This is a genomic window from Rothia sp. L_38 (assembly GCF_050689125.1).
Lineage (GTDB): Bacteria > Actinomycetota > Actinomycetes > Actinomycetales > Micrococcaceae > Rothia.
In genome coordinates this window covers 144,028-166,762 of the sequence record NZ_JBOEQD010000003.1, presented here as the reverse complement: position 1 = coordinate 166,762, position 22,735 = coordinate 144,028, and the positions used below count along the sequence as shown (strand labels likewise).

22 protein-coding genes are annotated in these 22,735 nt (G+C 61.1%); 19 read left to right on the top strand and 3 right to left on the bottom strand.

All coding sequences use genetic code 11. The features are described from left to right. Window positions 1–67 precede the first annotated feature (67 nt). The 13 genes from ACRCJM_RS03325 (at window position 68) to dnaE (ending at window position 16,064) form a co-directional block, all read left to right on the top strand. Window positions 68–1,849 (top strand): FtsW/RodA/SpoVE family cell cycle protein, encoded by a 1,782-nt coding sequence (locus tag ACRCJM_RS03325; protein ID WP_431463792.1) that lies wholly within the window; start codon window positions 68–70, stop codon window positions 1,847–1,849. A 102-nt stretch (window positions 1,850–1,951) separates the two neighbouring features. Then, entirely contained in the window at window positions 1,952–3,049 is a 1,098-nt protein-coding gene (gene murG / locus ACRCJM_RS03320; RefSeq protein WP_431463791.1) for an undecaprenyldiphospho-muramoylpentapeptide beta-N-acetylglucosaminyltransferase, read from the top strand. After that, complete coding sequence (murC, locus tag ACRCJM_RS03315) at window positions 3,046–4,536, top strand: UDP-N-acetylmuramate--L-alanine ligase (protein WP_431463790.1); 1,491 nt, start codon at window positions 3,046–3,048, stop codon at window positions 4,534–4,536. Before murG ends, murC begins: the two co-directional genes overlap by 4 nt. Next, window positions 4,536–5,429, top strand: coding sequence for a cell division protein FtsQ/DivIB (locus ACRCJM_RS03310; RefSeq protein ID WP_377126336.1), 894 nt, complete (start codon window positions 4,536–4,538; stop codon window positions 5,427–5,429). Before murC ends, ACRCJM_RS03310 begins: the two co-directional genes overlap by 1 nt. A gap of 195 nt (window positions 5,430–5,624) precedes the next feature. Continuing rightward, window positions 5,625–6,833, top strand: coding sequence for a cell division protein FtsZ (gene ftsZ / locus ACRCJM_RS03305; RefSeq protein WP_237185432.1), 1,209 nt, complete (start codon window positions 5,625–5,627; stop codon window positions 6,831–6,833). 123 nt (window positions 6,834–6,956) lie between these two features. Beyond that, complete coding sequence (locus ACRCJM_RS03300; protein ID WP_431463789.1) at window positions 6,957–7,793, top strand: polyphenol oxidase family protein; 837 nt, start codon at window positions 6,957–6,959, stop codon at window positions 7,791–7,793. Between the two features lie 29 nt (window positions 7,794–7,822). Then, window positions 7,823–8,635 carry a YggS family pyridoxal phosphate-dependent enzyme gene (locus ACRCJM_RS03295; protein WP_431463788.1) on the top strand — a complete coding sequence of 271 codons (813 nt, stop codon included), beginning with the start codon at window positions 7,823–7,825 and terminating at the stop codon, window positions 8,633–8,635. A gap of 375 nt (window positions 8,636–9,010) precedes the next feature. Further along, window positions 9,011–9,508, top strand: a complete 498-nt coding sequence (locus ACRCJM_RS03290; protein ID WP_431463845.1) for a cell division protein SepF — start codon at window positions 9,011–9,013, stop codon at window positions 9,506–9,508. 6 nt (window positions 9,509–9,514) lie between these two features. Beyond that, the gene (locus ACRCJM_RS03285) at window positions 9,515–9,817 is read left to right on the top strand and encodes a YggT family protein (RefSeq protein ID WP_431463787.1); all 303 of its coding nucleotides are present in this window, start codon (window positions 9,515–9,517) and stop codon (window positions 9,815–9,817) included. Between the two features lie 305 nt (window positions 9,818–10,122). Continuing rightward, window positions 10,123–10,815 (top strand): DivIVA domain-containing protein, encoded by a 693-nt coding sequence (locus tag ACRCJM_RS03280; RefSeq protein ID WP_431463786.1) that lies wholly within the window; start codon window positions 10,123–10,125, stop codon window positions 10,813–10,815. Window positions 10,816–10,975: 160 nt separating this feature from the next. Then, window positions 10,976–11,548: a signal peptidase II gene (gene lspA / locus ACRCJM_RS03275; protein WP_431463785.1), complete on the top strand. Its 573-nt coding sequence runs from the start codon at window positions 10,976–10,978 to the stop codon at window positions 11,546–11,548. Next, window positions 11,548–12,501 carry an RluA family pseudouridine synthase gene (locus ACRCJM_RS03270; protein ID WP_431463784.1) on the top strand — a complete coding sequence of 318 codons (954 nt, stop codon included), beginning with the start codon at window positions 11,548–11,550 and terminating at the stop codon, window positions 12,499–12,501. Before lspA ends, ACRCJM_RS03270 begins: the two co-directional genes overlap by 1 nt. Before the next feature lie 26 nt (window positions 12,502–12,527). Beyond that, complete coding sequence (gene dnaE, locus ACRCJM_RS03265) at window positions 12,528–16,064, top strand: DNA polymerase III subunit alpha (RefSeq protein WP_237185425.1); 3,537 nt, start codon at window positions 12,528–12,530, stop codon at window positions 16,062–16,064. Between the two features lie 99 nt (window positions 16,065–16,163). Here the strand turns inward: dnaE and ACRCJM_RS03260 are convergent, their stop codons facing one another. Further along, window positions 16,164–16,592, bottom strand: coding sequence for a winged helix-turn-helix transcriptional regulator (locus ACRCJM_RS03260; protein WP_431463783.1), 429 nt, complete (start codon window positions 16,590–16,592; stop codon window positions 16,164–16,166). 121 nt (window positions 16,593–16,713) lie between these two features. Between ACRCJM_RS03260 and ACRCJM_RS03255 the strand changes: the two genes are divergently transcribed. From ACRCJM_RS03255 to nrdR, 5 genes are all read left to right on the top strand, one after another. Continuing rightward, a complete protein-coding gene (locus ACRCJM_RS03255; RefSeq protein WP_431463782.1) occupies window positions 16,714–17,322 on the top strand; it encodes an NAD(P)-dependent oxidoreductase in 609 nt (202 codons plus the stop codon). Between the two features lie 31 nt (window positions 17,323–17,353). After that, entirely contained in the window at window positions 17,354–17,956 is a 603-nt protein-coding gene (locus tag ACRCJM_RS03250) for a DsbA family protein (protein ID WP_431463781.1), read from the top strand. A gap of 83 nt (window positions 17,957–18,039) precedes the next feature. Then, on the top strand, window positions 18,040–18,474 hold the full coding sequence (locus tag ACRCJM_RS03245; protein ID WP_237185421.1) for an MmcQ/YjbR family DNA-binding protein: 435 nt from the start codon (window positions 18,040–18,042) through the stop codon (window positions 18,472–18,474). Between the two features lie 36 nt (window positions 18,475–18,510). Beyond that, a complete protein-coding gene (hisD, locus tag ACRCJM_RS03240; protein WP_431463780.1) occupies window positions 18,511–19,881 on the top strand; it encodes a histidinol dehydrogenase in 1,371 nt (456 codons plus the stop codon). Window positions 19,882–19,902: 21 nt separating this feature from the next. Continuing rightward, on the top strand, window positions 19,903–20,379 hold the full coding sequence (nrdR, locus tag ACRCJM_RS03235; RefSeq protein WP_135011358.1) for a transcriptional regulator NrdR: 477 nt from the start codon (window positions 19,903–19,905) through the stop codon (window positions 20,377–20,379). Window positions 20,380–20,470: 91 nt separating this feature from the next. Here the strand turns inward: nrdR and ppgK are convergent, their stop codons facing one another. Both ppgK and map read right to left on the bottom strand, forming a co-directional pair. Then, complete coding sequence (ppgK, locus tag ACRCJM_RS03230) at window positions 20,471–21,316, bottom strand: polyphosphate--glucose phosphotransferase (RefSeq protein ID WP_185173136.1); 846 nt, start codon at window positions 21,314–21,316, stop codon at window positions 20,471–20,473. Window positions 21,317–21,342: 26 nt separating this feature from the next. Continuing rightward, entirely contained in the window at window positions 21,343–22,248 is a 906-nt protein-coding gene (map, locus tag ACRCJM_RS03225) for a type I methionyl aminopeptidase (protein WP_237195367.1), read from the bottom strand. 123 nt (window positions 22,249–22,371) lie between these two features. Here map and ACRCJM_RS03220 point away from each other — a divergent pair, with 123 nt between their 5' ends. Next, a complete protein-coding gene (locus tag ACRCJM_RS03220; protein ID WP_237195370.1) occupies window positions 22,372–22,572 on the top strand; it encodes an SPOR domain-containing protein in 201 nt (66 codons plus the stop codon). Window positions 22,573–22,735 lie beyond the last annotated feature (163 nt).

Sequence of the window (22,735 nt, the reverse complement as noted above, 5' to 3'; positions counted from 1 at the left end):
CCTCCCTCACCTTTAACCGCACCTACGGTGGGGCGTCCTCACCCGAGAGAAGAGAAGCGAAAAGACTATGAGCCTGGCAGCAGAACCCCGGTCACAGCAGCGTCCTGGCTTGATTCGGCGTGCGTGGGAGAAGTCCCGAACCACCTGGGAGAACGCCCAGGTACGTTTGGGCTCTATGGTGTTGACCGACGTACCGATTGTGCTGGTAGTGACCGCCACCGTGCTCACCCTCTTTGGTGTGATGATGGTGCTCTCTGCCTCAAGCGTGGAGCAGATTTCATCGGGCGCAGGTGCCTTCAGCCAGGCCCGCTCCCAGGGTATGTTCGCGGTACTGGGTCTCGTTTCAATGGTGCTCGTGGGTTATCTGGTGCCGGTCACCTGGTACCGACGGCCCTGGGCAGTGCACTCCCTGCTGGGAATCGCAGCCCTGCTGCTCATCGCCGTAATTTTTGTGGGTACCACCGTCAACGGTAACCGTAACTGGATCAACATCGCAGGTTTCTCGATCCAGCCTTCAGAGTTCGCCAAGCCCATCATGATTCTCTGGCTGGCCTCGGTCTACTCCCGTCAGGGGCACATCGACCGCGGGACCCTGGCCCAGACCTCCTACAAGGGGCTCGTTCCTGCCTTCTTAGGCTTTGGCCTGATTGTCACCCTGATCCTGGCAGGCCACGACGTGGGCACGGTGCTCATCTACGCCCTCTTCTTCAGCGCAATCTTCCTGGCAGCCCGCCCCTCCCGCGGGCTAGTGACGATTAGTGCGGGCCTGGGTGCTCTGGCCGCCATCATGATGGTAGCCATCAGCCCCAACCGCATCGAGCGCCTCTTTAACACTTTTGCTTTCTGGCGCGACTGCGTTGAGGCGACCTGCGACCAGGCCAACTCTGGCCTGGCAGCGCTCGCTACCGGTGGCCTCTGGGGTGTGGGCCTGGGCCAGTCCCGGCAGAAGTACAACTACCTGCCTGAGGCCCACAACGACTATATTTTCGCGGTGGTCGGTGAAGAACTGGGCCTGATCGGTGCTATTGCCGTGCTGCTACTCTACGCAGCCCTGATCTACTGCGCTATGCGCATCCTGCTGCGCTCCTCTGACCTCTTTATCCGCTACGCCACCATTGGCATCATCACCTGGATCGCCGGCCAGGCTCTGCTCAACATCGCTATGGTGGTAGGGCTGATGCCCGTCATCGGTGTGCCCCTGCCCTTTATTTCTGCCGGTGGTTCCGCCCTGGTGTCGTCACTGACCGGTATCGGAATTCTGATCGCTTTTGCCCGGCAGACCCCCCTTAACCCGATTGTGGGGGAGCGTACCGGCATTGCCAATAGTAAGATGCAAAAGGACGCCGCCCGTCGCGTTGCCCTGGCCCGTATCGCTGAACGGGAGCAGGCTGTTATCGCAGCTGACCCAGACGGCACCGGCTGGACTCTTGATAAGCTCACCACCCGCCTGGGTGCCCTCGTCGATGGGCGTGGCTCTGCCCAACCTGCGGCGTCCGCCCCTCAACGCGCCCAGGGGGGTGCGCGCACCGTTCGTCCCTCGGCAGCTACCGCGCGTCCGTCCGCCCAGACCGTCCGCCGGTCAAGCCCCCTGTCAGCTGAAGCCAGCGCCGAGGCCGCTATGGCCCGACGTTCCAGCTCGGCCAGCGGAGCCCGCCCCTCTGCGAGCGTGCAGCAGGCTCACACCCGCACCACTGCGGCTCAGCCCAAGCACCCTGCCCGCCCGGCTGCGCCCGCCACCGCAGCTAAGCCGCAGACCACCGAGCCGCAAGCTCCTGCCCCCAAGGAGCAAAAACTGCCCGCTGGCCTGCGCACTATCCGCAAAGCCCGCAAGCTCCCCGAGGAGCACTAAGGGGGGGGTAAGGTGGCTCACGGCCAGGGGGCTCAAGATGTGTCTGTGGCCCAATCCGCGTAAACTAAGGGGCGAAACAGAACACTAAGGGAGTGAAACCTGATGACCCACGCACCCACTGTCGTGCTGGCAGGCGGCGGCACAGCCGGGCATATTAACCCCATGCTGGCTATCGCCCGAGCCCTGCAGGAGCGCGAGCCTGACGTCACCATCATGACCGTCGGCACTGAAAACAGCATGGAGGCCCGGCTCGTACCGGCAGCGGGCTACGACATCAGCTTTATCCCTAAAGTGCCCTTCCCCCGTCGCCCCAACCTGGACGCCATCAAGTTCCCCAGCCGGTTCCGGGCCTCGCTCAAGCAGGCCGAGAAGATTCTGACCGACACCGGGGCGGACGTCCTGGTGGGCGTGGGCGGTTACGTGTGCACCCCCATGTACCTGGCAGCCCGTAAGCTGGGCGTGCCCGTAGTAATTCATGAGGCCAACGCCAAGCCCGGCCTCGCCAACAAGGTGGGTGCGAAGAATGCAGCCCTGGTAGCTACCGCCTTCCCAGATACCCCAATTGCTGGCGCCCGCACCGTGGGTATGCCTATGCGCCAGAACATCGCCGACCTCGACCGCGCCTCTGAACAGGGCGCTGCCCGGGAGCGTCTGGGCCTTGACCCGGCTCTGCCCACCCTGGTGGTCACCGGTGGGTCTCTGGGAGCCTTGAGCCTTAACCGGGCAGTTGCCGAAATCATCGACGAGATTGGCCCGGCAGGCTACCAGCTACTGCACATCACTGGCCGTGACAAGGCGGTTAAGGACGAGTCTGGCCAGCTCCGCTCCGCCCCCGGCTACCAGCAGGTTGAGTTCATTACCTCTATGGAAGATGTCTACGCGGCTGCTGACCTTATGATTGTGCGCTCTGGTGCGGCAACCGTCAGCGAGGTCGCTGCCGTGGGCCTACCGGCTATCTTTGTTCCCCTACCCATCGGCAACGGCGAGCAGGCACTCAACGCCCGCTCTCTGGTGGCTGCCGGGGCAGCCCTGCTGGTTGACGACTCCGATTTCACCGCTAGCTGGTTCCGCCAGAATGTACCGGCCCTGCTGGCAGACACCGATAAACTTACCGACATGGCAGAAAAGTCCTACCGGCACGGCATCCGCGATGCTGCGCAGGTTATGGCAGACGAAGTACTGAAGGCGGCCCGCGTATGAGCACCTCACTAATGGATCTTTCAATCGACCTTCCCGCACCCCTCAACCCTCCCTTCCCCGAGCGTCCGGCCCTGGCCGACCTGGGCCGGGTGCATTTTGTGGGTATTGGCGGGGCCGGCATGTCGGCTATCGCCCGGCTGATGCTGCGCGCTGGCATGACCGTGAGCGGGTCTGACCAGGCTGAGAGCGCCGCTGTAGATAGCCTGCGAGAGCTGGGTGCCCGGGTATCGGTGCCCCAGGCTGTCGAGAATATCGAGGGCATCGATACCGTGGTGATTTCAACCGCGATTCGCGAAGATAACCCCGAACTCGCTGCTGCCCGGGCCCGCGGCCTGCGCGTGATGCACCGCTCTGAAGCTCTGGCGGCGACCATGCGCGACTCCAAGGTGATCGCGGTTGCCGGTACCCACGGCAAGACCACCACCTCATCCATGATTTCGGTGATGCTAGACGGCCTGGGGCTGGACCCCTCTTTTGCGGTCGGCTCTACCATCGCCGGCTATAACACCAACGCCCACCTGGGGGCGTCCGGCCCGAACTCCTGGTTCGTGGCTGAAGCCGATGAATCCGACGGCTCTTTTGTGCGCTACCGCCCCGAGATTGCGGTTATTACCAACGCTGAGCCCGACCACCTGGACTTCTACGGCACGAACGAGCGGGTCTTCGAGGCCTTCAACCGCTTTATCGCCTCTATGGCGCCCGGCGGTGTCTTCGTGACCTGCTCTGACGATGCCGGTGCCGCCACCCTCGCTGCTCAGGCCGCGGACGCCGGTGTGCAGGTTGTCACCTATGGTGAGGGGGAGGGTGCTATGGTTCGCCTGACCGGTATCACCTCTGAAGGAACCGACTGCTCTTCAAACCTGGTCTGGGACTTCACCGTAGGCGGCCAGCAGTTCGCGGGGCAGATTACCCTGACCCTGCCGGTACCCGGCATTCATAACCAGCTCAACGCTACGGCGTCCTTTGTCTGTGCCCTGCTGGCAGGTGCCAGCCCCGAAGAGGCTGTGAAGGCGCTGGCCCACTTCTCGGGTACTGACCGCCGCTTTACCCTGCGCGGTGAAGCTGCCGGGGTCAAGGTCTTTGATGACTATGCCCATCACCCCACCGAAGTACACCGCGCCCTGGAAACCGGCCGTACGGTCGCTGCCGGGCATAACCTCTACGTGATTTTCCAGCCCCACCTCTTCTCCCGCACCAAGGAGTTCGCTACCGAGTTCGCTGAATCGCTGTCTCAGGCTGATCGTAGTTACGTGCTCGATATCTACCCTGCCCGCGAGAAGCCCATGGAGGGGGTGACCAGCCATCTCATTACCGAGGCCGGTTTCTCCGAGGTGCACTACGCTGAGAGCACCGACCAGGCGATTGACGCTGTCGTAGTCGCCGCCCTGCCCGGCGATATCATCATGACGGTTGGTGCCGGTGACGTGACCGCCCTGGGCCGGGTGCTGGTAGAGAAGCTTTCTGCCCGTGAAGGTGCTGCGCTCTAGTGGCCGATGAAAAGAAGCCCCGTATTCGCCTGAACTCCGCTAAGGTGAGCCAGCTACCAGAGGCTGGCGATAACCTGGTGGATATCTCTGAAAACAGCCGTTTTGCCCAGTGGCGCCAGGCCCAGGAAGAGGAGCGGCAGAGCGGGCAGAGCGAGCCTCAGAGTCTGCCTTCTGCTCCCGTGCAGCTGCGCCCCAAGCGTCGGGCAGCCGGTAGCTGGAAGAAGTGGGCCTACGGGGCGGGCGCTCTGGTGCTCGCTACCCTGATTTTTGTGGGGGTTGTTTTCTTCTCGCCCCTGCTGGCTACCCGGACGATTACGGTAGAAGGCGCTTCTTTGCTGGATGAGGCTACTGTGCAGCAGCAGCTGAGCCAGCTCCAGGGGGTGCCCATGACCCGCATTAGCGAGTCTGAGGTTGCTTCTCTGATTGGTAACGAGAACGTACTCTACGGGGTGACCCTGCAGGCGAATCCGCCCCACGAGCTGGTAGTGCAGTTGCATGAGCGGGTGCCCGTGGCTGTGGTGGAGAACGAGGGTAGCTTCGTGCTGGTCGACAATGAGGGTGTGCAGCTGGGCACTGCAGCGTCGGTTGAGGACGCCGGCGTTCCGCTGGTTGCCGGAGGTCTGGATATTCTGGGATCGGCTGCTTTTAGTACCGTAACCGGTGTGCTGGCGGCCCTGCCGACCTCGATTTTGTCTCAGGTATCTGAGGCTAAGGCTGACTCTGCATCAACCATTACCCTAGAAATGGTGGACGGGACGCAGGTAGTCTGGGGAACCCCGGAAGACAGCGACCTTAAAGCTAAGGTTCTAGTCCAGCTTATGGACTCGGTGGGCAGCCAGCAGGCCGTAGAAACCTACGATGTCTCAAGCCCCCTCGTCCCCACCGTAAAATAGTTTCAACTTCTACCTGAAGTTCCTTCTTGACCTTGATATTTTCTGAGAAAAATAAGGTCATGGGTGAAACGAGGGCGACATTGCAAGGTGAAGTTGATACTCTTTCATTGATTGAAACAATAGGTTTACTCCAATCTCAACTTTCACTCTAAGGTTGAGTTGGTTTGAAACAAGGCACAAATTAGTAGGGAATCCATGGATACAGCAACTCCCCAGAACTACCTGGCAGTCATTAAGGTCGTCGGTATCGGCGGCGGTGGCGTCAACGCTGTCAACCGCATGATTGAGGTTGGTCTGCGTGGCGTTGAATTCATTGCGATCAACACCGACGCCCAGGCTCTGCTCATGTCTGATGCAGACGTCAAGCTCGACGTAGGTCGCGAACTGACCCGCGGCCTGGGCGCAGGCGCTAACCCCGACGTTGGACGCCAGGCAGCAGAAGACCACGAACAGGAAATCGAAGAGGTACTTAAGGGTGCCGACATGGTCTTCGTGACCGCAGGTGAAGGTGGTGGCACCGGTACCGGTGGCGCTCCCGTCGTTGCCCGCATCGCTCGTTCTCTGGGCGCACTGACCATCGGTGTTGTTACCCGTCCCTTCACCTTCGAAGGTCGTCGCCGCTCCAACCAGGCAGAGACCGGCATCGCCGCACTGCGCGACGAGGTCGACACCCTAATTGTTATCCCCAACGACCGACTGCTCTCCATCTCAGACCGCAACGTCTCCATGCTCGACGCCTTCAAGTCAGCAGACCAGGTTCTGCTTTCCGGTGTCCAGGGCATCACCGACCTGATCACCACCCCCGGCCTGATCAACCTCGACTTCGCAGACGTCAAGTCCGTCATGCAGGGTGCAGGTTCAGCTCTCATGGGTATCGGCTCAGCCTCCGGTGAAGACCGCGCCGTCAAGGCAGCCGAACTGGCTATCGCCTCACCCCTGCTGGAAGCATCCATCGACGGTGCTCATGGCGTCCTGCTCTCCATCCAGGGTGGTTCAGACCTGGGCCTCTTCGAAATCAACGAAGCTGCCCGCCTGGTTCAGGAAGTTGCCCACCCCGACGCCAACATCATCTTCGGTGCCGTCATCGACGACGCTCTGGGTGACGAGGCTCGCGTGACCGTTATTGCCGCAGGCTTTGACTCGGTCAACCCCGAAACCAACTCCAACAACACCAACCCCGCCGCTAACCAGGCTGCTCGTACCCAGCAGAACTTCGGTGGCGCTTCAGCAGCTCCCGCCGCAGGCGCTGGCTTCGGTTCAGCACCCGCAGCAGGTAACAGCTGGAACAAGGGCGGCAATGACGTTCCCACCAACGCCGGCTTCGACGTTGACCTGCCCCCCGTTGTTGAGGACTCCCAGTCAGCACGTCGTGACACCCTCGATGTGCCCGACTTCCTGAAGTAAAAACTTCAGACCCACACCCTAGACGGAAAACTACCCGTCTAAAGGCCGAGAGGGGGTGAAAGCTAGATCTAGCTTTCACCCCTTCAGCATTTCCCGCACTTTTTCGAAAGGTAGGCAAGGCCCATGGGCGACGCTCTTTTCTCCCACCGGCTAGTAACCCTGGCGAATGGTGCCCGGGTCAATGTAGCCTTCACATCGGCTGCTGCCGGTAACCTGGGTCTGCACGTGGGCGATGACCTTGACCAGACCCTGGCCCACCGGCAGACCCTTGAAGAAGCGCTGCTGGGGGAAGGCGCGTCCTGCGGCTTTACCTACCTCAACCAGGTGCACGGCACCGTGGTCTTTGATGCGGACGCCTCAGACCGGCTTAGCACCGAAACCGAGAAGGATCTTAACCCTCAAGAGATTCTCGATACTGCACCGGTCGCCGATGCTGCCGTCTCTTGTGAGGGGCGGCCCCTGGCCATTATGGTGGCTGACTGCATTCCCTTGGTCTTTGTGGGGGAGCACGCTGTAACGGGCCAGCCGGTCTTGGGCGTGGCCCACGCCGGGCGGCGGGGCCTGCTCGATGGAGTGATTCAACGCCAGGTTGAGGCCATGGCACAGAACGGTGCCGAGAATATTCAGGCCTGGATTGGCCCCTCAATCTGCGGACGCTGCTACGAGGTTCCTGAGGCCATGCGGCAGGAATCTGCTGAGCTGATTCCTCAGGTCTATTCCAGCACCTCCTGGGGTACCCCCGGCCTTGACCTGCCTGCTGGGGCCCGCGCCGTCCTCGCTTCGCTGCCGCAGGTAACCCGCGTGCATAGCGACCTTGCGGCCTGTACCTTTGAACATGAGCACCTCTTCTCGCACCGCGGCCATACCCAGAAGCAGGAGCCTGCCGGGCGCATAGCTGGCCTGGTCTGGGTAGAAGCTGGCCCTTTGGCCACTGAGGTGCCCTGCCCCTCCCACCTGTAACCCAGATGCCCGCTCTAAGGAATGAAAATATGACCCTGACCTACAGCCCCGAACGCCGTGCAGAACTGAGCGAGCGCCTGTCTGAAGTGCAGGCCCGCATTCAGGACGCTGCGGAAGATATGAGCGGCGCCCGATCTGCCTCGTCCCCCCTGCCCGAGCTGATTGTGGTTACTAAGTTTTTCCCGGCCTCAGATGCCGCCGCCCTGTACGATTCGGGTGTGCGCGCTGTGGGCGAGAACCGCGACCAAGAGGCCGCTGGCAAGGCTCGTGAGTTGGCCGCTTACACGGGCAGCGATGACCCGCTGCGCTGGTCCTTTATCGGCCAGTTGCAGACCAACAAGGCTAAGTCTGTGGTGCAGTACGCGCACGAGGTGCAGTCGGTTGACCGCCCCCAGCTTGCCGATGCCCTCTCTAAGGCCTACGTCAATCGCGTGGCCCGCTATGAGAACGGCGAGGCGGACGCCCCGGCAGCACTGGCACAGGGTGGTCTGCGCTGCCTTATCCAGGTAGGGCTCGATACCACCGTTGAAGCTACCGCCGGGCAGGCTGCCCTGGGCGCGCGCGGGGGAGTAGACCCCACCGAGATTTTGGCCCTTGCCGACCATATTAGCTCCCTGCCGGGCCTCACCCTGGGCGGGCTCATGGCGGTTGCCCCGCTGGGGCAGGACGCCGCAGTCGCCTTTGAGAGACTGCACGGCTACTCCCAGCAGCTGTTGGAACACTACCCCGAGGCCACCACTATCTCAGCGGGTATGAGCCACGACCTGGCTGAGGCCATACGCTGGGGAGCTACCTCGGTGCGGGTTGGCTCCTCGATTATGGGATCCCGCCCGGCCCACTAAGGGCAGACGCTCATAATTCACCGGGAATACTGAAGTTTCCCTTGGGCTTGTCTTCGAGAAAGACAGGCAACTTTTTGGTACCGTAAAAGGTTGATAGGAACAGAGGTTTGTAAGCCCCGTCAACCGGCGGACAGGCTACTCAAAGGGAGGGTAAAAATGGCTCGCACACTACACCAGGCAATGGCCTACCTGGGCCTTGGCCAGGTTGAAGATGAAGCCCAGCACACAGATCGGCCCCAGCGCCGCCCAGAGACGATTTATGAAGAAACCGTTTTTGAGGCAGATGATCAGTACGATGACTACACCGATGAGCTAGCTCCTGCCGAAGGTCGCGCTCACATCTCATCAACTGCTGACCGTGACATCCTGCTGGGAATTACCCCCGATGCTTCCCGCCGTCCGTCCGCTCCCGAAGCAGGTTCCGGCAGCGTTTCTGTAGCCGAGGCTGACGACCAGCTTCTTGAGCAGGCCGAAAGCACCAGCACCGACTGGGACTTCCCCGGTACCCGCCAGCAGGCACCTAGCTATACCTCAACCGCCCTGACCCCCTCCTTCTCCGAAGAAAGCAGCGAAGAATTGCGCCGTATCACCACCATTCACCCCCGCTCCTACAACGACGCCAAGATTATCGGTGAGTCCTTCCGTGAGAACATCCCCGTGATTATGAATGTCACCGACATGGGCGATACCGACGCCAAGCGTCTCATCGACTTCTCTGCCGGCCTGGCTTTTGCCCTGAACGGCCACATCGAGCGCGTGACCGACAAGGTCTTCCTGCTGACCCCCGCTAACCTTGAGGTTCTCGGTGCTGAGGGTACCGAGGTTCCGGTAGCTCTGGACAGCGACGACGTCACCCCCTTCAACCAGGCCTAAACCGCAGTGGGCTATCTCTTTGCACTGCTGGCCATCGCGGCCTACCTGCTGATTGTTGTGTTCATGATTCGCCTGGTGCTCGACTGGGTGCAGATGTTTGCCCGCTACTGGCGGCCCAAGGGTCTAGTGCTGGTAATTGCATCGTTTGTGTATGCGGTCACTGACCCGCCCATGAATGCTGCCCGCCGCCTAATTAAACCCATTAACCTGGGCGGTATCTCCCTGGATCTGGGCTTCATGATTCTGTTGATGGCTCTTTGGTTTGCTTATTCTATGCTGACCAGTCTGGCATATAACCTTTCAGTGTAGTGCCGGTGGTGCGGACGCCTGCCCGTGGGTGAGTGCTTCCCCTGGCTTTTGGAGCCTGCTCGTCAGTAGGCTGGGAATTGTCCCCTCAAGTGGTGACGTGACCAGTGGCTCACACATAACTCGCTCTAGAGTGTTGCGTAGTGCCCCTTTGCCAGGTAATTTTGTGTTGTAGTAAATAGGGGACTACCCGAACTTTTAGCGCGCTGAAAGTTCGAGCTTCATGCGCCTGACTCCAGCACATACTGCGCACCGGGAACACTACGGGCCAAAGCATAAAGATTTTTAGAAAATAGAGGTGAATGATCGTGGCACTCACGCCTGAGGAAGTAATCAATAAGCGCTTCCAGCCGACTAAGTTCAAGGAAGGCTACAACCCTGAAGAGGTTGACGATTTCCTTGACGAGATTGTCATTGAACTGCGTCGTCTGAACGCCGAGAATGCTAGCCTCAAGCGCCAGCTTGAAGAGGCAGAGGCGAAGATTTCACTGGCTCCTGCCCAGCAGCAGGGCGGTGCCCTGGCCGAGGCTGAAATCGTCGTTGATTCTCAGCCCGCTGCGGCAACTCCTGCTCCGGCAGTAGCACCTGCCGCCGCTGAGCCCACTCTGTCACCCTCTAGCGCCACCGGCCTGCTGGCTATGGCCCAGAAGGTTCACGATGACTACGTCTTCGAGGGCAAGCGCGAGCGTGAACGCCTGATTACCGAAGGTCGTGACGAAGCCGCCAAGCTTGTTTCTGAAGCTGAGCAGAAGTCGACCCAGGTGCTTGGCGATCTGGAAAAGACCAAGAGCGACCTCGAGGTTTCTGTTGCCAAGCTGCGTTCCTTCGAGAACCAGTACCGCACTTCCCTGCGCGATTACCTGAACAAGCAGCTGACCACCCTCGAAGAGACCCCCGCTCTTGAACCCAAGGCTGAGGGCGCTCCCGCCGCAGCGGCAGCACAGTCCCAGGGCTTCGGCGCGTTTGGCCAGCGTAACGGGGTTTTCAGCAACAACTCCTAGGCTTTCCTAGTGTTTAGGCGGTAGCCTCAATACGCTCAGGCGGCTCCTCGGTAAGAGGGGCCGCCTGAGATGTTTAAGATACCGCCCCGCGGTACCGGCTGGGTGCCGAACGCGATAAGCTGGTGTGTGCAGTTTTTGATGTTTGAAGGCAGGGAGTACGGTGGCTAAAACCCAGCAGGAGGGCACAGTTTTGGTGCCGGTTCGTACGATTTCTGGGGTGGCTAAGGCCCTGCTAGCCCTGGCCCTCTTTGCCCTGGTATACGGGGCTGACCAGTGGGTCAAGCACCTGGTAGAGACCACCATGACCGTGGGGCAGACCATCACCGTGATCGACGGCTTGCTTTGGCGGCGTTATTACCTGAACCCGGGTGCCGCTTTCTCTATGGGTGAGGGGTCGACCTGGTTATTTACCCTGATCTCAACGGTGGGCGCCCTGGTGGCGCTGACCCTGGTGGTGCGGGCTAAGACCCTACCCTGGGTTATTCTGCTGGCAACTCTGGCAGGGGGCATTGTGGGCAACCTGCACGACCGCCTCTTCCGGGAACCTGGCTTCGGCATCGGGCATGTGGTCGATTATATTTCTGTACCGAATTTTGCGATTTTTAATATTGCCGATGCCGCTATCTGTGTATCAATGGCGGCGATTGTTCTGCTGACTTTTCTGGGCTACCGCATGGACGGTCAGCGTGAAGTACGATCCGATAAGGCAAAGAAGAACGAGGTGGGGGTCTAGTGTCTCAGAAGATTGAACTGACATTTGTGGTAGGAGCCGACCAGGCCGGTACCCGGCTTGATGCCCTGCTCGCTGAGCTGAGCGGCCAGTCGCGCACAACGGTGAGTAGCTGGGTTAAGGACGGCGAGGTTCAGCTTCTCGATGCCAAGGGCAGGGGAGTGAAGGCTAAGGCTTCGTCCAAACTGCTTGAGGGAATGACCGTGCAGGCTGCGGGCGCCCCGCCGCGTGATCTAACGCAGATTGAGGCTGAGCAGGTTGATGGCTTTTCGATTGTCTACCAGGATGACGACATCGTGGTGGTTGATAAGCCCACCGGTGTTGCTGCCCACCCGTCGATGGGCTGGCACGGCCCTACGGTTGTCGGGGCGCTGAAGCACGCAGGGATTGATATTGCCACCAGCGGTGCTGCTGAGCGTCAGGGGATTGTGCATCGCTTAGACGTAGGCACCTCGGGGCTGATGGTTGTGACCAAGAACGAGCGAGCCTACTCGGTCATGAAGAACGCCTTCAAGGACCGCACCGTCACCAAGGTCTACCACACCCTGGTGCAGGGGCTACCCGACCCGCTCAAGGGCACTATTGATGCCCCCATCGGCCGCCACCCCGGCAGCGAATGGAAGTTCGCGGTCAACGAGGACGGTAAGACGGCCATTACCCACTATGAAGTACTTGAAGCCTTTGGCCCGGCTTCCTTGGTTGAAGTACACCTTGAGACCGGCCGCACCCACCAGATTCGTGTGCATTTCTCGGCCTTGCGTCACCCCTGCACCGGTGACCTGACCTACGGGGCCGACCCCACTCTGAGCGCCCACCTGGGGCTGACCCGTCAGTGGCTGCATGCCCACCGGCTGGGCTTCACCCACCCCACCAGCGGCGAGCAGGTGGAGTTCGAAAGCCCCTACACCCCTGACCTTCAGTACGCTCTCGATACCCTGCGTGAGGGCAACTTCTAGAGCCCGACGCTAAGGACGCAACCCGCATGGCTAACACCGACTTCACCCACCTGCACGTGCACACCGAGTACTCCATGCTCGATGGTGCTGCCCGTCTAACCGACCTCTTTGAGCACTCGAAGCAGCTGGGCATGAATGCCCTGGCAACCACCGACCACGGCTTCCTCTTTGGTGCCTTCGATTTCTGGAACAAGGCCAATAACGCCGGGGTTAAACCCATTATCGGTGTGGAGGCCTACCTGACCCCGGGTACTGCCCGTCAGGACCGCACCCGCGTGAAATTTGGTGAGGGCGGGCGCGATGACGTCTCCGGTGGTGGTGCTTATACCCATATGACCATGTGGGCAGAGAACACCCAGGGCATGCATAACCTGTTCCGGGCGTCCTCTCTGGCTTCGCTTGAAGGGCACTTCTATAAGCCGCGTATGGACCGGGAGCTACTCCAGACCTACGGTAAGGGCCTAATCGCCACCACCGGCTGCCCCTCGGGTGAGGTGCAGACCCGCCTGCGCCTGGGCCAATACAAGGAGGCCATGCAGGCAGCCAGCGACTTCCGCGACATCTTCGGCAAGGAAAACTTCTACTGCGAGCTCATGGACCACGGGCTTGATATCGAGAAGAACGTCATGGCCGACCTGCTCAAGCTGGCCAAAGAACTGAACCTTCCCCTGGTTGCCACCAACGACCTGCACTACACCCACGCAGAGGACGCCAAGGCCCACGCCGCGCTGCTGTGCGTGCAGTCAGGCTCCACCCTGCAGGACCCCAAGCGCTTCAAGTTCGATGCCGATAACTTCTACCTCAAGTCGCCGGCTGAGATGCGCGAGCTCTTCCGCGACTACCCCGAGGCCTGCAACAACACCATGGAAATCGCCGAGCGCTGCTCCGTGGAGTTCAATACCAAGGCCAACTACATGCCCAACTTCCCCGTGCCCGAGGGCGAAAACGAGGAATCCTGGTTCGTCAAAGAGGTTGAGCGCGGCCTGCACTACCGCTTCCCCAAGGGTGTGCCCGATGAGGTGCGCAAACAGGCCGAGTACGAGGTGGGCATCATCTCGCAGATGGGCTTCCCCGGCTACTTCCTGGTGGTTGCTGACTTTATCAACTGGGCCAAGGAGAACGGCATCCGTGTGGGCCCGGGTCGTGGCTCGGGTGCAGGTTCCATGGTTGCCTACGCCATGCGTATTACCGACCTGAACCCGCTGGAACACGACCTGATCTTCGAACGCTTCCTCAACCCCGACCGCGTCTCCATGCCCGACTTCGACGTGGACTTCGATGATCGCCGCCGTTCTGAAGTGATTCACTATGTGACCGAGAAGTACGGCGAAGACAAGGTGGCAATGATCGTCACCTACGGCACCATCAAGGCTAAGCAGGCCCTCAAGGACTCCTCTCGCGTGCTGGGCTACCCCTTCTCCACCGGCGAGCGCCTGACCAAGGCCATGCCCGAGGACGTCATGGGCAAGAACATTGCCCTGGCCAACGTCTACAACCCCGAGGACAAGCGCTATAACGACGCCCAGGAGCTGCGAGACCTCATCGAGTCTGATGCCGATGCTTCGAAGGTCTTTGAGACCGCGAAGGGTATCGAGGGTCTGAAGCGCCAGTGGGGCGTGCACGCGGCGGGCGTCATCATGTCGAGCCACGACCTGATTGACGTTATCCCCATCATGCGCCGTGAGCAGGACGGCCAGGTTATCACCCAGTTCGATTACCCCACCTGTGAAGGGCTAGGGCTCATTAAGATGGACTTCTTGGGCCTGCGCAACCTGACCATCATCTCGGATGCGATTGAGAACATTAAGCTCAACCGCGGCGAAGACCTGGACCTTGAAACCCTGGAACTGGATGACGCCGAGTCCTATAAGCTCCTGGCTCGCGGTGATACTCTGGGTGTCTTCCAGCTCGATGGTGGGCCCATGCGCCAGCTTCTCAAGCTCATGCAGCCTGACCACTTTGAGCACATCTCAGCGGTCTTGGCGCTCTACCGCCCCGGTCCCATGGGTGCGAACTCCCACACCAACTACGCCCTGCGTAAGAACGGTCTGCAGGAGGTCACCCCCATCCACCCGGAGCTCGAAGAGCCCCTGGCGGAGATTCTCGATACCACCTACGGCCTGATCGTGTATCAGGAGCAGGTTATGGCGATTGCCCAGAAGGTCGCTAACTACTCCCTGGGTGAGGCAGATATTTTGCGTCGCGCTATGGGTAAGAAGAAGAAGGAGGAGCTGGATAAGCAGTATGCCACCTTCCACCAGGGCATGCTCGATAACGGCTACTCCGAAGGGGCGGTGAAGGCCCTCTGGGATATTCTGCTACCCTTCTCTGACTACGCCTTTAACAAGGCCCACACGGCGGCCTACGGTCTGGTTTCCTACTGGACGGCCTACCTGAAGGCCCACTACCCCCAGGAGTACATGGCAGCGCTGCTGACCTCGGTGGGCGATGACAAGGACAAGCTCGCCCTCTACCTGAACGAGTGCCGCCACATGAAGATTACGGTGCTGCCGCCCGATGTGAACGAGTCGGCCCTGAACTTCACCCCTGTGGGCGACGATATCCGCTTCGGCATGGGCGCTATCCGTAACGTGGGTGCCAACGTGGTCTCTGCTATGGTCGATGCCCGCGAAGAAAAGGGCCGCTACGAGAACTTCAACGACTTCCTGGCCAAGGTGCCGATTGTCGTCTGTAACAAGCGCACCGTGGACTCCCTCATCAAGGCCGGTGCCTTTGACTCGCTGGGGCACGACCGGCGTCCGCTTTCCATGATTCACGAAGAGGCTATCGACGCGACCGTCTCGGTTAAGCGTCAGGAGGCTGCCGGTCAGTTCGACCTCTTCGGCGGGCTGGGGCTGGACGACGATAACCCGGCGAACGAGCTGGCGGTACAGATTCCGGACGTCCCCGAGTGGGAGAAGCGCGATAAGCTCAACTTTGAGCGCGAGATGCTGGGCCTCTACGTCTCTGACCACCCCCTACGCGGTCTCGAAGATGCCCTTGATGCGCTGTCAGACTCTACGATTCAGGGGCTGGTCTCTGAGGATTCGGTCAAGCCTGATGGGGCGATCGTAACTATCGCGGGCATGATCACTAGCGTCTCCCGCCGTATCGCGAAGAACTCGGGCAACCCCTACGCCCGTATCGAGATGGAAGACCGCACCGGTTCTATCGAGGTCATGTTCTTTGGCCGCGCCTATGAGCCGATTGCCGGTGTGCTGGCCGAAGACCTGATTTGTACCATCAAGGGCCGCCTGCAGCGCCGTGATGACGGGTCGGTGACCCTGAGCGCCCAGGAGCTGAATATCCCCGAGATTTCAGCAGACGGCACTGGCGGTCCGGTCACTATCGCTATTCCCGAGTACAAGGCGACCGAGGAGACCCTGGGCCAGCTGCGCGATATTTTGCGGAATCACAAGGGTGAATCAGAGGTGCGCATCGCGATGACCACCCGCACCAAGCGCCTGCTTATTAGGCTAGGTGCAGACCTTCGGGTCAACCCCAACCCGGCCCTCTTTGGTGATCTTAAGGTGCTGTTGGGCCCGGCCTGCCTGGACCTCTAGGTAGCTAAGAAGCACCGGATGTGCCGCCTGTTATCGAGCGGGGGAGTAAGACTCCTTCGCTCGGAATCGGGCGGCACATTCTTTGTTAAAGGGTGTTTGTTAGAGAGCCTGGGCGGCGTCGTAGCGCTCGCGGTTGGCCTGCACCTCTTCCAGGTGGGTTTCTGCCCAGAGGCGGACGGCGGTGAGCGGCTCAACGGTGGTCAGCCCCAGGTCGGTGAGCTGGTAGTCCACGCGCGGGGGAACGCTGGCGGTGATGTGTCGGGTGAGTAGCCCATCGCGTTCCATGGAGCGTAGGGTCTCGGTGAGAACCTTGGGGGAGATGCCCTGGATGGTGGTTTTGAGGTCCTTGAATCGTACCGGCGCACCGTCTGCCAGTACGGTGACAATCAGGGGAGTCCAGCGGTCGGTGAGATGGCGCAGTACGGTGCGTGAGGGGCAGTTCTGGTCGAGGACGTTGGCGGGCAGCTGCTCTGCTGCCGGCTGGGAGGTGGGGCGGACGTCCGCGCTGACCTGGGTCGATGATGCCACGGTGGGCCTTTCTGAAAGTTTTTTTAAAAATCTTCTAATAGTTACCTTGAGGTAATTGGTTTCTAAAACATACTATAGAACTGTTCGATACAGAAAACCAACTCTTCAAGGAGAAAACCCCATGAACATCTCAGTGATCGGCGCAGCAGGTATGGTCGGCTCAGCAATCGTTGCAGAAGCACAGAACCGCGGCCACCAGGTAACCAGCTACACCCGCAGCGGCTCAGCAGGCACCCTGCCCCTCGACCTGGCCAACACCGAGGCCCTGGTAGAGGTCATCAACTCATCCGAGGCAACCGTCATCTCCGTTGCTAGCCGCGACGACTACTCCGCAGCTATCGCCGCCCACCGCGCCCTCATCGCAGCAGCCCCCACCGGCCGCTTCCTGGTTGTTGGCGGTGCCGGTTCCCTGAATGCCGGGGAAGGCCTGCTGCTGGAGAGCCCCGACTTCCCCGAAGAGTACCTGCCCGAAGCCAAGACCTTCGCTGAGATTCTGGGCGACTACCGTGCAGCGTCCGACCTGAACTGGACCGTCCTGGCCCCCTCACCCATGATCGCCCCCGGTGCTCGCACCGGTGACTACCGCACTGAGCTAGATGTACCCGCCGGCATGTTCGTCTCAACCCAGGATTTCGCCGTCGCCACCATTGACGAAATCGAAAACCCTGCCCATGTTGGCACCCGTTTCACCGTCGCCTCCGCCGACGAAGCTGCAGCCCAGGGCAAGTAGGCTAGCAGGCGCGAGAAGGGAGAGGAACGGTATGCGCGAACTCGTTTATGTGCTCGATACCTACTGCGGCTGGTGCTACGGCTTTGGTCCGACCGTGCGGGAGCTGGCGGCTGACCCAGAGGTAAGCCTAACTGTGCGTCACGGTGCTCTTTTCACCGGCGACCGCAGCGTCCCCATCGGCCAGTACGGCCATATCCCCGCCGCTAATGCGCGTATTTCGGCCCTGATCGGGGTGGAATTTGGGCAGGGCTACGAGGCTATGCTGGCGGAAGGGTCAACCGTCATGGACTCGAACGACGCTGCCCGCGGGCTCATGGCCCTGCGCCAGGTAGCAGGTGAAGACCGCGCCCTGGAAGCTGTCTCGGCCCTGCAGGCCGCTTTCTACGGGGAGGGGCTGAGCCTCTCGAACGAGGCTGCCTATGATTTTGCCGCTGAGCGCCTAGGTGTGGATGCTGAGTCCGTCCGGGTGGCCCTGAAGGACGCGGACGTCGCTGCCCGCGCCGCTGCCGAGCAGCAGCAGGTGCTGGGGCTGGGCGTGGACCATTACCCCACTCTGTTGGCGGTAACCGAGCGCGGCCTGGTCGAGGTAGGCTCACCGACGGCGAGCGCAGCTGAGATCAAGGCTGCCCTGTAAGGTCGCTGCCATCGGAAAAGTGCATGTGCCGTTGCTTTTTGCAGCGGCACTTGCACTTTAACGGGGGTACTAAACTGGGGTCCATGCCCCTTTCCACCTCCCGCGCCCTCTACGAGGCGGCGTCCGCGTCCGCCCTGGCTCTGCCCGCAACCGAGCTCTACCGCTTCACCTCCCGCAGCGACGCCGAAGCTGCCCGCGTGGGCGGCAAGTGGTTCATGGTGCTAGCTGAGAAGGACGGCACCCAGCTGGTCAACCTCAAAGCCCACCCCGCCGACGTTGCAGCTATCATCGAAACCCACCCGGCGGCGTGCCCTGCCTGGCATATGAACAAAACCCACTGGTACAGTCTCGTACCCCACCCAGATGTGGCTGGTGAGCTGCTAGCCGAGCTCATCGCGGAGTCCTATCTCACCGTGGTTGAGTCCCTGCCTGCTCGTAAGCGTTCGCCCGGCTGGCAGGCCGTGGCAGAAAAACTCAAGGCGGCAGAATCTCACCAGCCGGAAAACCCACTAGCCTAACCCGCTGCGGCTTGACGGCCGCGTTAAAATCAAAGAGTGAGCACAACAGACAGCACCCAGAACTCAACTGCATCTGCAGACTTCACCCTGCGCACCATCGACCTGCGCGGCAGCAACCACTCCTACGCAGAGTTGCGCCGTATCGTCCCGCGCCAGACCACAGAGTTCGTGGGCAATGCGCTCACCACCGTGCACGAAATCCTCGAGAACGTACAGGACCGCGGCGCTGACTACCTGCGAGAACTCTCCGCCCGTTTCGATGGAGTAGAGCAGGGCGCCCTGCGCGTACCGCAGAGCGCTATCGACCGGGCGGTCGAGAACCTTGACCCGGGCGTCCGCAAGGGCCTAGAAATCGCCATCGAGCGCACCCGCGCTTTTGCCGCCGCCCAGCGCCCCGCCGATCAGACCATCGAAGTTGCCCCCGGGGCCGTCCTCACCAACCGCTGGACCCCCGTGCGCCGCGCCGGCGTGTACGTGCCTGGCGGCCTGGCTGTCTACCCCTCATCGGTCATCATGAACACTGTACCCGCCCAGGCAGCGGGCGTCGGCTCTATCGTGCTCTGCACCCCGCCCCAAAAAGAATTCGACGGCCTGCCCCACCCCACCATCCTGGGTGCAGCCGGGCTGCTGGGCATTACCGAAGTCTGGGCCATCGGCGGCGCCGGTGCCCTGGGTGCTATGGCCTACGGACTGGATGACGCCGGTGAGGTTCTTGAACCCGTCGACACCATCACCGGCCCCGGCAACATCTTTGTCGCCATGGCCAAGCGGGCCCTGCAGGGCGTCGTGGGTGTGGACGGCGAGGCTGGAACCACCGAAATCGCCGTCATCGCCGACGACACCGCCAACCCCGACTACGTTGCCGCCGACCTGATCTCCCAGGCCGAACACGACCCCAACGCCGGGTCCGTCCTCATTACTCACAGCCCAACCCTCGCCGCCGCCGTGCAGGACGCCATCAACCAACGAGCAACTGCGACCAAACACAGCGAGCGCGTGGCCACTGCCCTGACCGGCCCCCAGTCCGGCGTGGTGCTCACCGACAGCCTCGAAGCCTCAATCGCGGTAGCCGACGCCTACGCAGCAGAGCACCTCGAAATCCATACCGAGAAGGCAGAAGAGGTGGCCGGTCGGGTGCGCAACGCCGGTGCTATCTTCATTGGCCCCTACTCCCCGGTGCCCCTGGGCGACTACGCGGCCGGCTCCAACCACGTCCTGCCCACCGGCGGTTCAGCTGCCTACGCATCGGGGCTGAACACCACCGTCTTTATGAAGGCTGTTCAGCTCATCAACTACAGCGAAGGTGCCCTGGCTGAAATTGGCGATGCCATTGTTGCTGTTGCCCAGGACGAAGACCTACCCGCCCACGGTGAAGCCATCACCGCGCGTACCGGCCAGACCAAATAAGGTACCCACCGGAGGAACCACATGAACTGCCCCTTCTGCCGTAATTCCACCTCAAAGGTAGTTGACTCGCGCACTACCGACGACAACTCAGCAATTCGCCGCCGCCGCCAGTGCAGCAACTGCGGCAAGCGGTTCACCACCGTCGAAACCACAGCTGTTTCGGTAATCAAGAGAAGCGGCGTGACCGAACCCTTTGACCGGGCCAAGATTGTCTCTGGCGTGCGTAAGGCCTGCCAGGGGCGCCCCGTGGGGGAGGACGACCTGGCTAAGCTAGCGCAGGAAGTCGAAGAGGCGATTCGTGCGAAGGGTATTGCTGAGATCGACGCCCATGAGGTAGGGCTGTCTATTCTTGAGCCCCTGTCTAAGCTTGATACCGTAGCTTACCTGCGTTTTGCTAGCGTCTATCAGGCTTTTGAGTCGCTCGATGACTTTGAGCGGGCTATCGCAGCGCTGCGCGAGGCGGGGGCGGACGAGGGGGAGCAGCCTACCCTGCTCTAGCTCCAGAAAAAAGGACGCCGCCCACCCACCTTCTGCCTTACGGCAAGAAAGGTGCGCGGGCGGCGTCCTTATTTTTAGGAGCTAGCGGCGCCTAGCCCTGGGCGGCGGCGCGGCGCTCGTGTTCGCTGGGGTGGCCAGCAGCCCACAGGGCAGCACCCACAATGCCAGCGTTGTTCCGCAGCTGGGCCATGACCATGGGGGTGCGGATTTCATCCTCAAAGTAGGGCATGAACTTCTCGGGGTTCTTCGAGATGCCACCGCCGATGATGAACAGGTCGGGGGAGAAGAGGAACTCCACGTGGGAGAAGTAGCGCTGCAGACGCTTACCGTACTTCTTCCAGGACAGCTCGTGAATTTCACGGGCACGGGCTGATGCACGAGATTCGGCGTTGTGGCCGTCAATCTCAAGGTGACCCAGCTCGGTGTTCGGAATCAGCTGGCCGTTGATAATGAGGGCTGAACCGATACCGGTGCCCAGAGTAATCACGGCAATCAGGCCGTCCTTGTCCTTACCCTGGCCGTAGGTAGCCTCGGCCAGGCCGGCAGCGTCCGCGTCGTTCAGGGCGTAGACGGTACGTCCGCCCAGGGCCTCGCTCATGATGCCCTCAAGGTCAGCACCAATCCAGGACTCGTGCACATTCGCAGCAGAAAGGGTAACGCCGTTCTTCACGATGGCGGGGAAGTCGATACCGATAGCCGCATCGGGCAGGGGAGCAAGCTCACGGCCCTGCAGCTCATCAACGATTTCACGGACCACAGATGCGCAGGCCTCGGGGGTGGCAGGCTGCGGGGTGGGGATGCGGAAGCGCTCGCCCACCAGCTGGCCGGTGCGGATATCAACGATACCGCCCTTCATACCGGTGCCTCCGATATCGATACCGATAACCAGGTCAGCTGCGGTAGGTGCCGGGACCTCGGGGGTGACTGCGTCAGTCATGAGCGCTCCTTTGAGAGTGATGGTGTTTAGGGCAGGGTAAGGATGTCCACGCCGTCGGCGGTGACAACCATGGTGTGTTCAAACTGGGCGGTACGCTTGCGATCGCGGGTGACGACGGTCCAGTCGTCCTCCCACATATCCCATTCGATGGTGCCCAGGGTGAGCATGGGTTCGATGGTGAAAATCATGCCCTCTTCGATGACGGTGTTGTAGGCAGGGGCCGCATCGTAGTGGGGGATAATCAGGCCGGAGTGGAATTCACGGCCCACACCGTGACCGGTAAAGTCACGCACCACGCCGTAGCCAAAGCGGGCGGCGTACTTTTCGATGACGCGCCCGATGACGTTGATTTCGCGGCCGGGGCGTACCGCCTTCATGGCGCGGTTCAGGGCCTCTTCGGTGCGCTCAACCAGCAGGCGGGACTCTTCGTCCACATCCCCAACGAGCAGGGTGCGGTTGGTGTCACCGTGCATATCGTGCAGGTAGGCGGTTACGTCGAGGTTGAGAATATCGCCGTCTTCAAGCACGGTGGAGTCGGGGATACCGTGGCAGATGACCTCGTTCAGCGAGGTACATACGCTCTTGGTGAAGCCGCGGTAGTCAACGGTTGAGGGGTAGGCCCCGTGGTCGCAGATGTATTCGTGCACCAAGACGTCGATGTCGTTGGTGGTGGTGCCGGGAACAGCGATCTTTTCAGCTTCAACGATGGCTCCGGCGGCAATTTTGCCGGCCGCCCGCACCTTTTCTACTTCTTCGGGGGTGTAGAAGTTTGAGCCCTGACCCTCATTGGCTTCGGGCTTGCCCACGTATTCGGGGCGGACGATGTGCGCCGGTACCGGGCGCATGGGGGCTACAACGCCGGGCGTCAGGTTACCCACGGGGGCTTTACCCGGCTCAGCGGGGAGGTTGTGGCTGTTAGATGATGTCGACATGCCTTCTAGCTTATCCGCTGCGCACCGGCTGGCCCGCCTAGGAGCGTTGCCAAAAGCTGTATCTTTTGCCTAACCGGGCGTAAAGTGGTGCGTGCAACATCAATCAACTACAAAGGAGACCCTGTGTCACTGAACGACTACACCCCCGGCCCCCACGACACCCAGTACTGGTACAACCTGAGCACCGGCCAGGTCGAAGAGGGCCAGCAGTCCAAAATCACCGAGCTCTGGGGCCCCTTCGCTACCCGTGAAGAAGCAGAGCATGCCATGGAGAAGGCGAAGAAGCGCAACGAAGAATGGGACGAGGGTAAGGACGCCTGGTAGGGAAGGAATTTTTCACTAGCGTTGAGAAAGCTGACCCGGGCTCGCAGCGAAGCTGATGGCTCGGGGCTGGCGTGAATCACGTGTGAGCGCTAGCGAACCCGTGAGAGGGTCGGCAGCGAGCGCGAGCCCCGGGTTAGCTACCTCCCCAACTCTTGGCAACGCA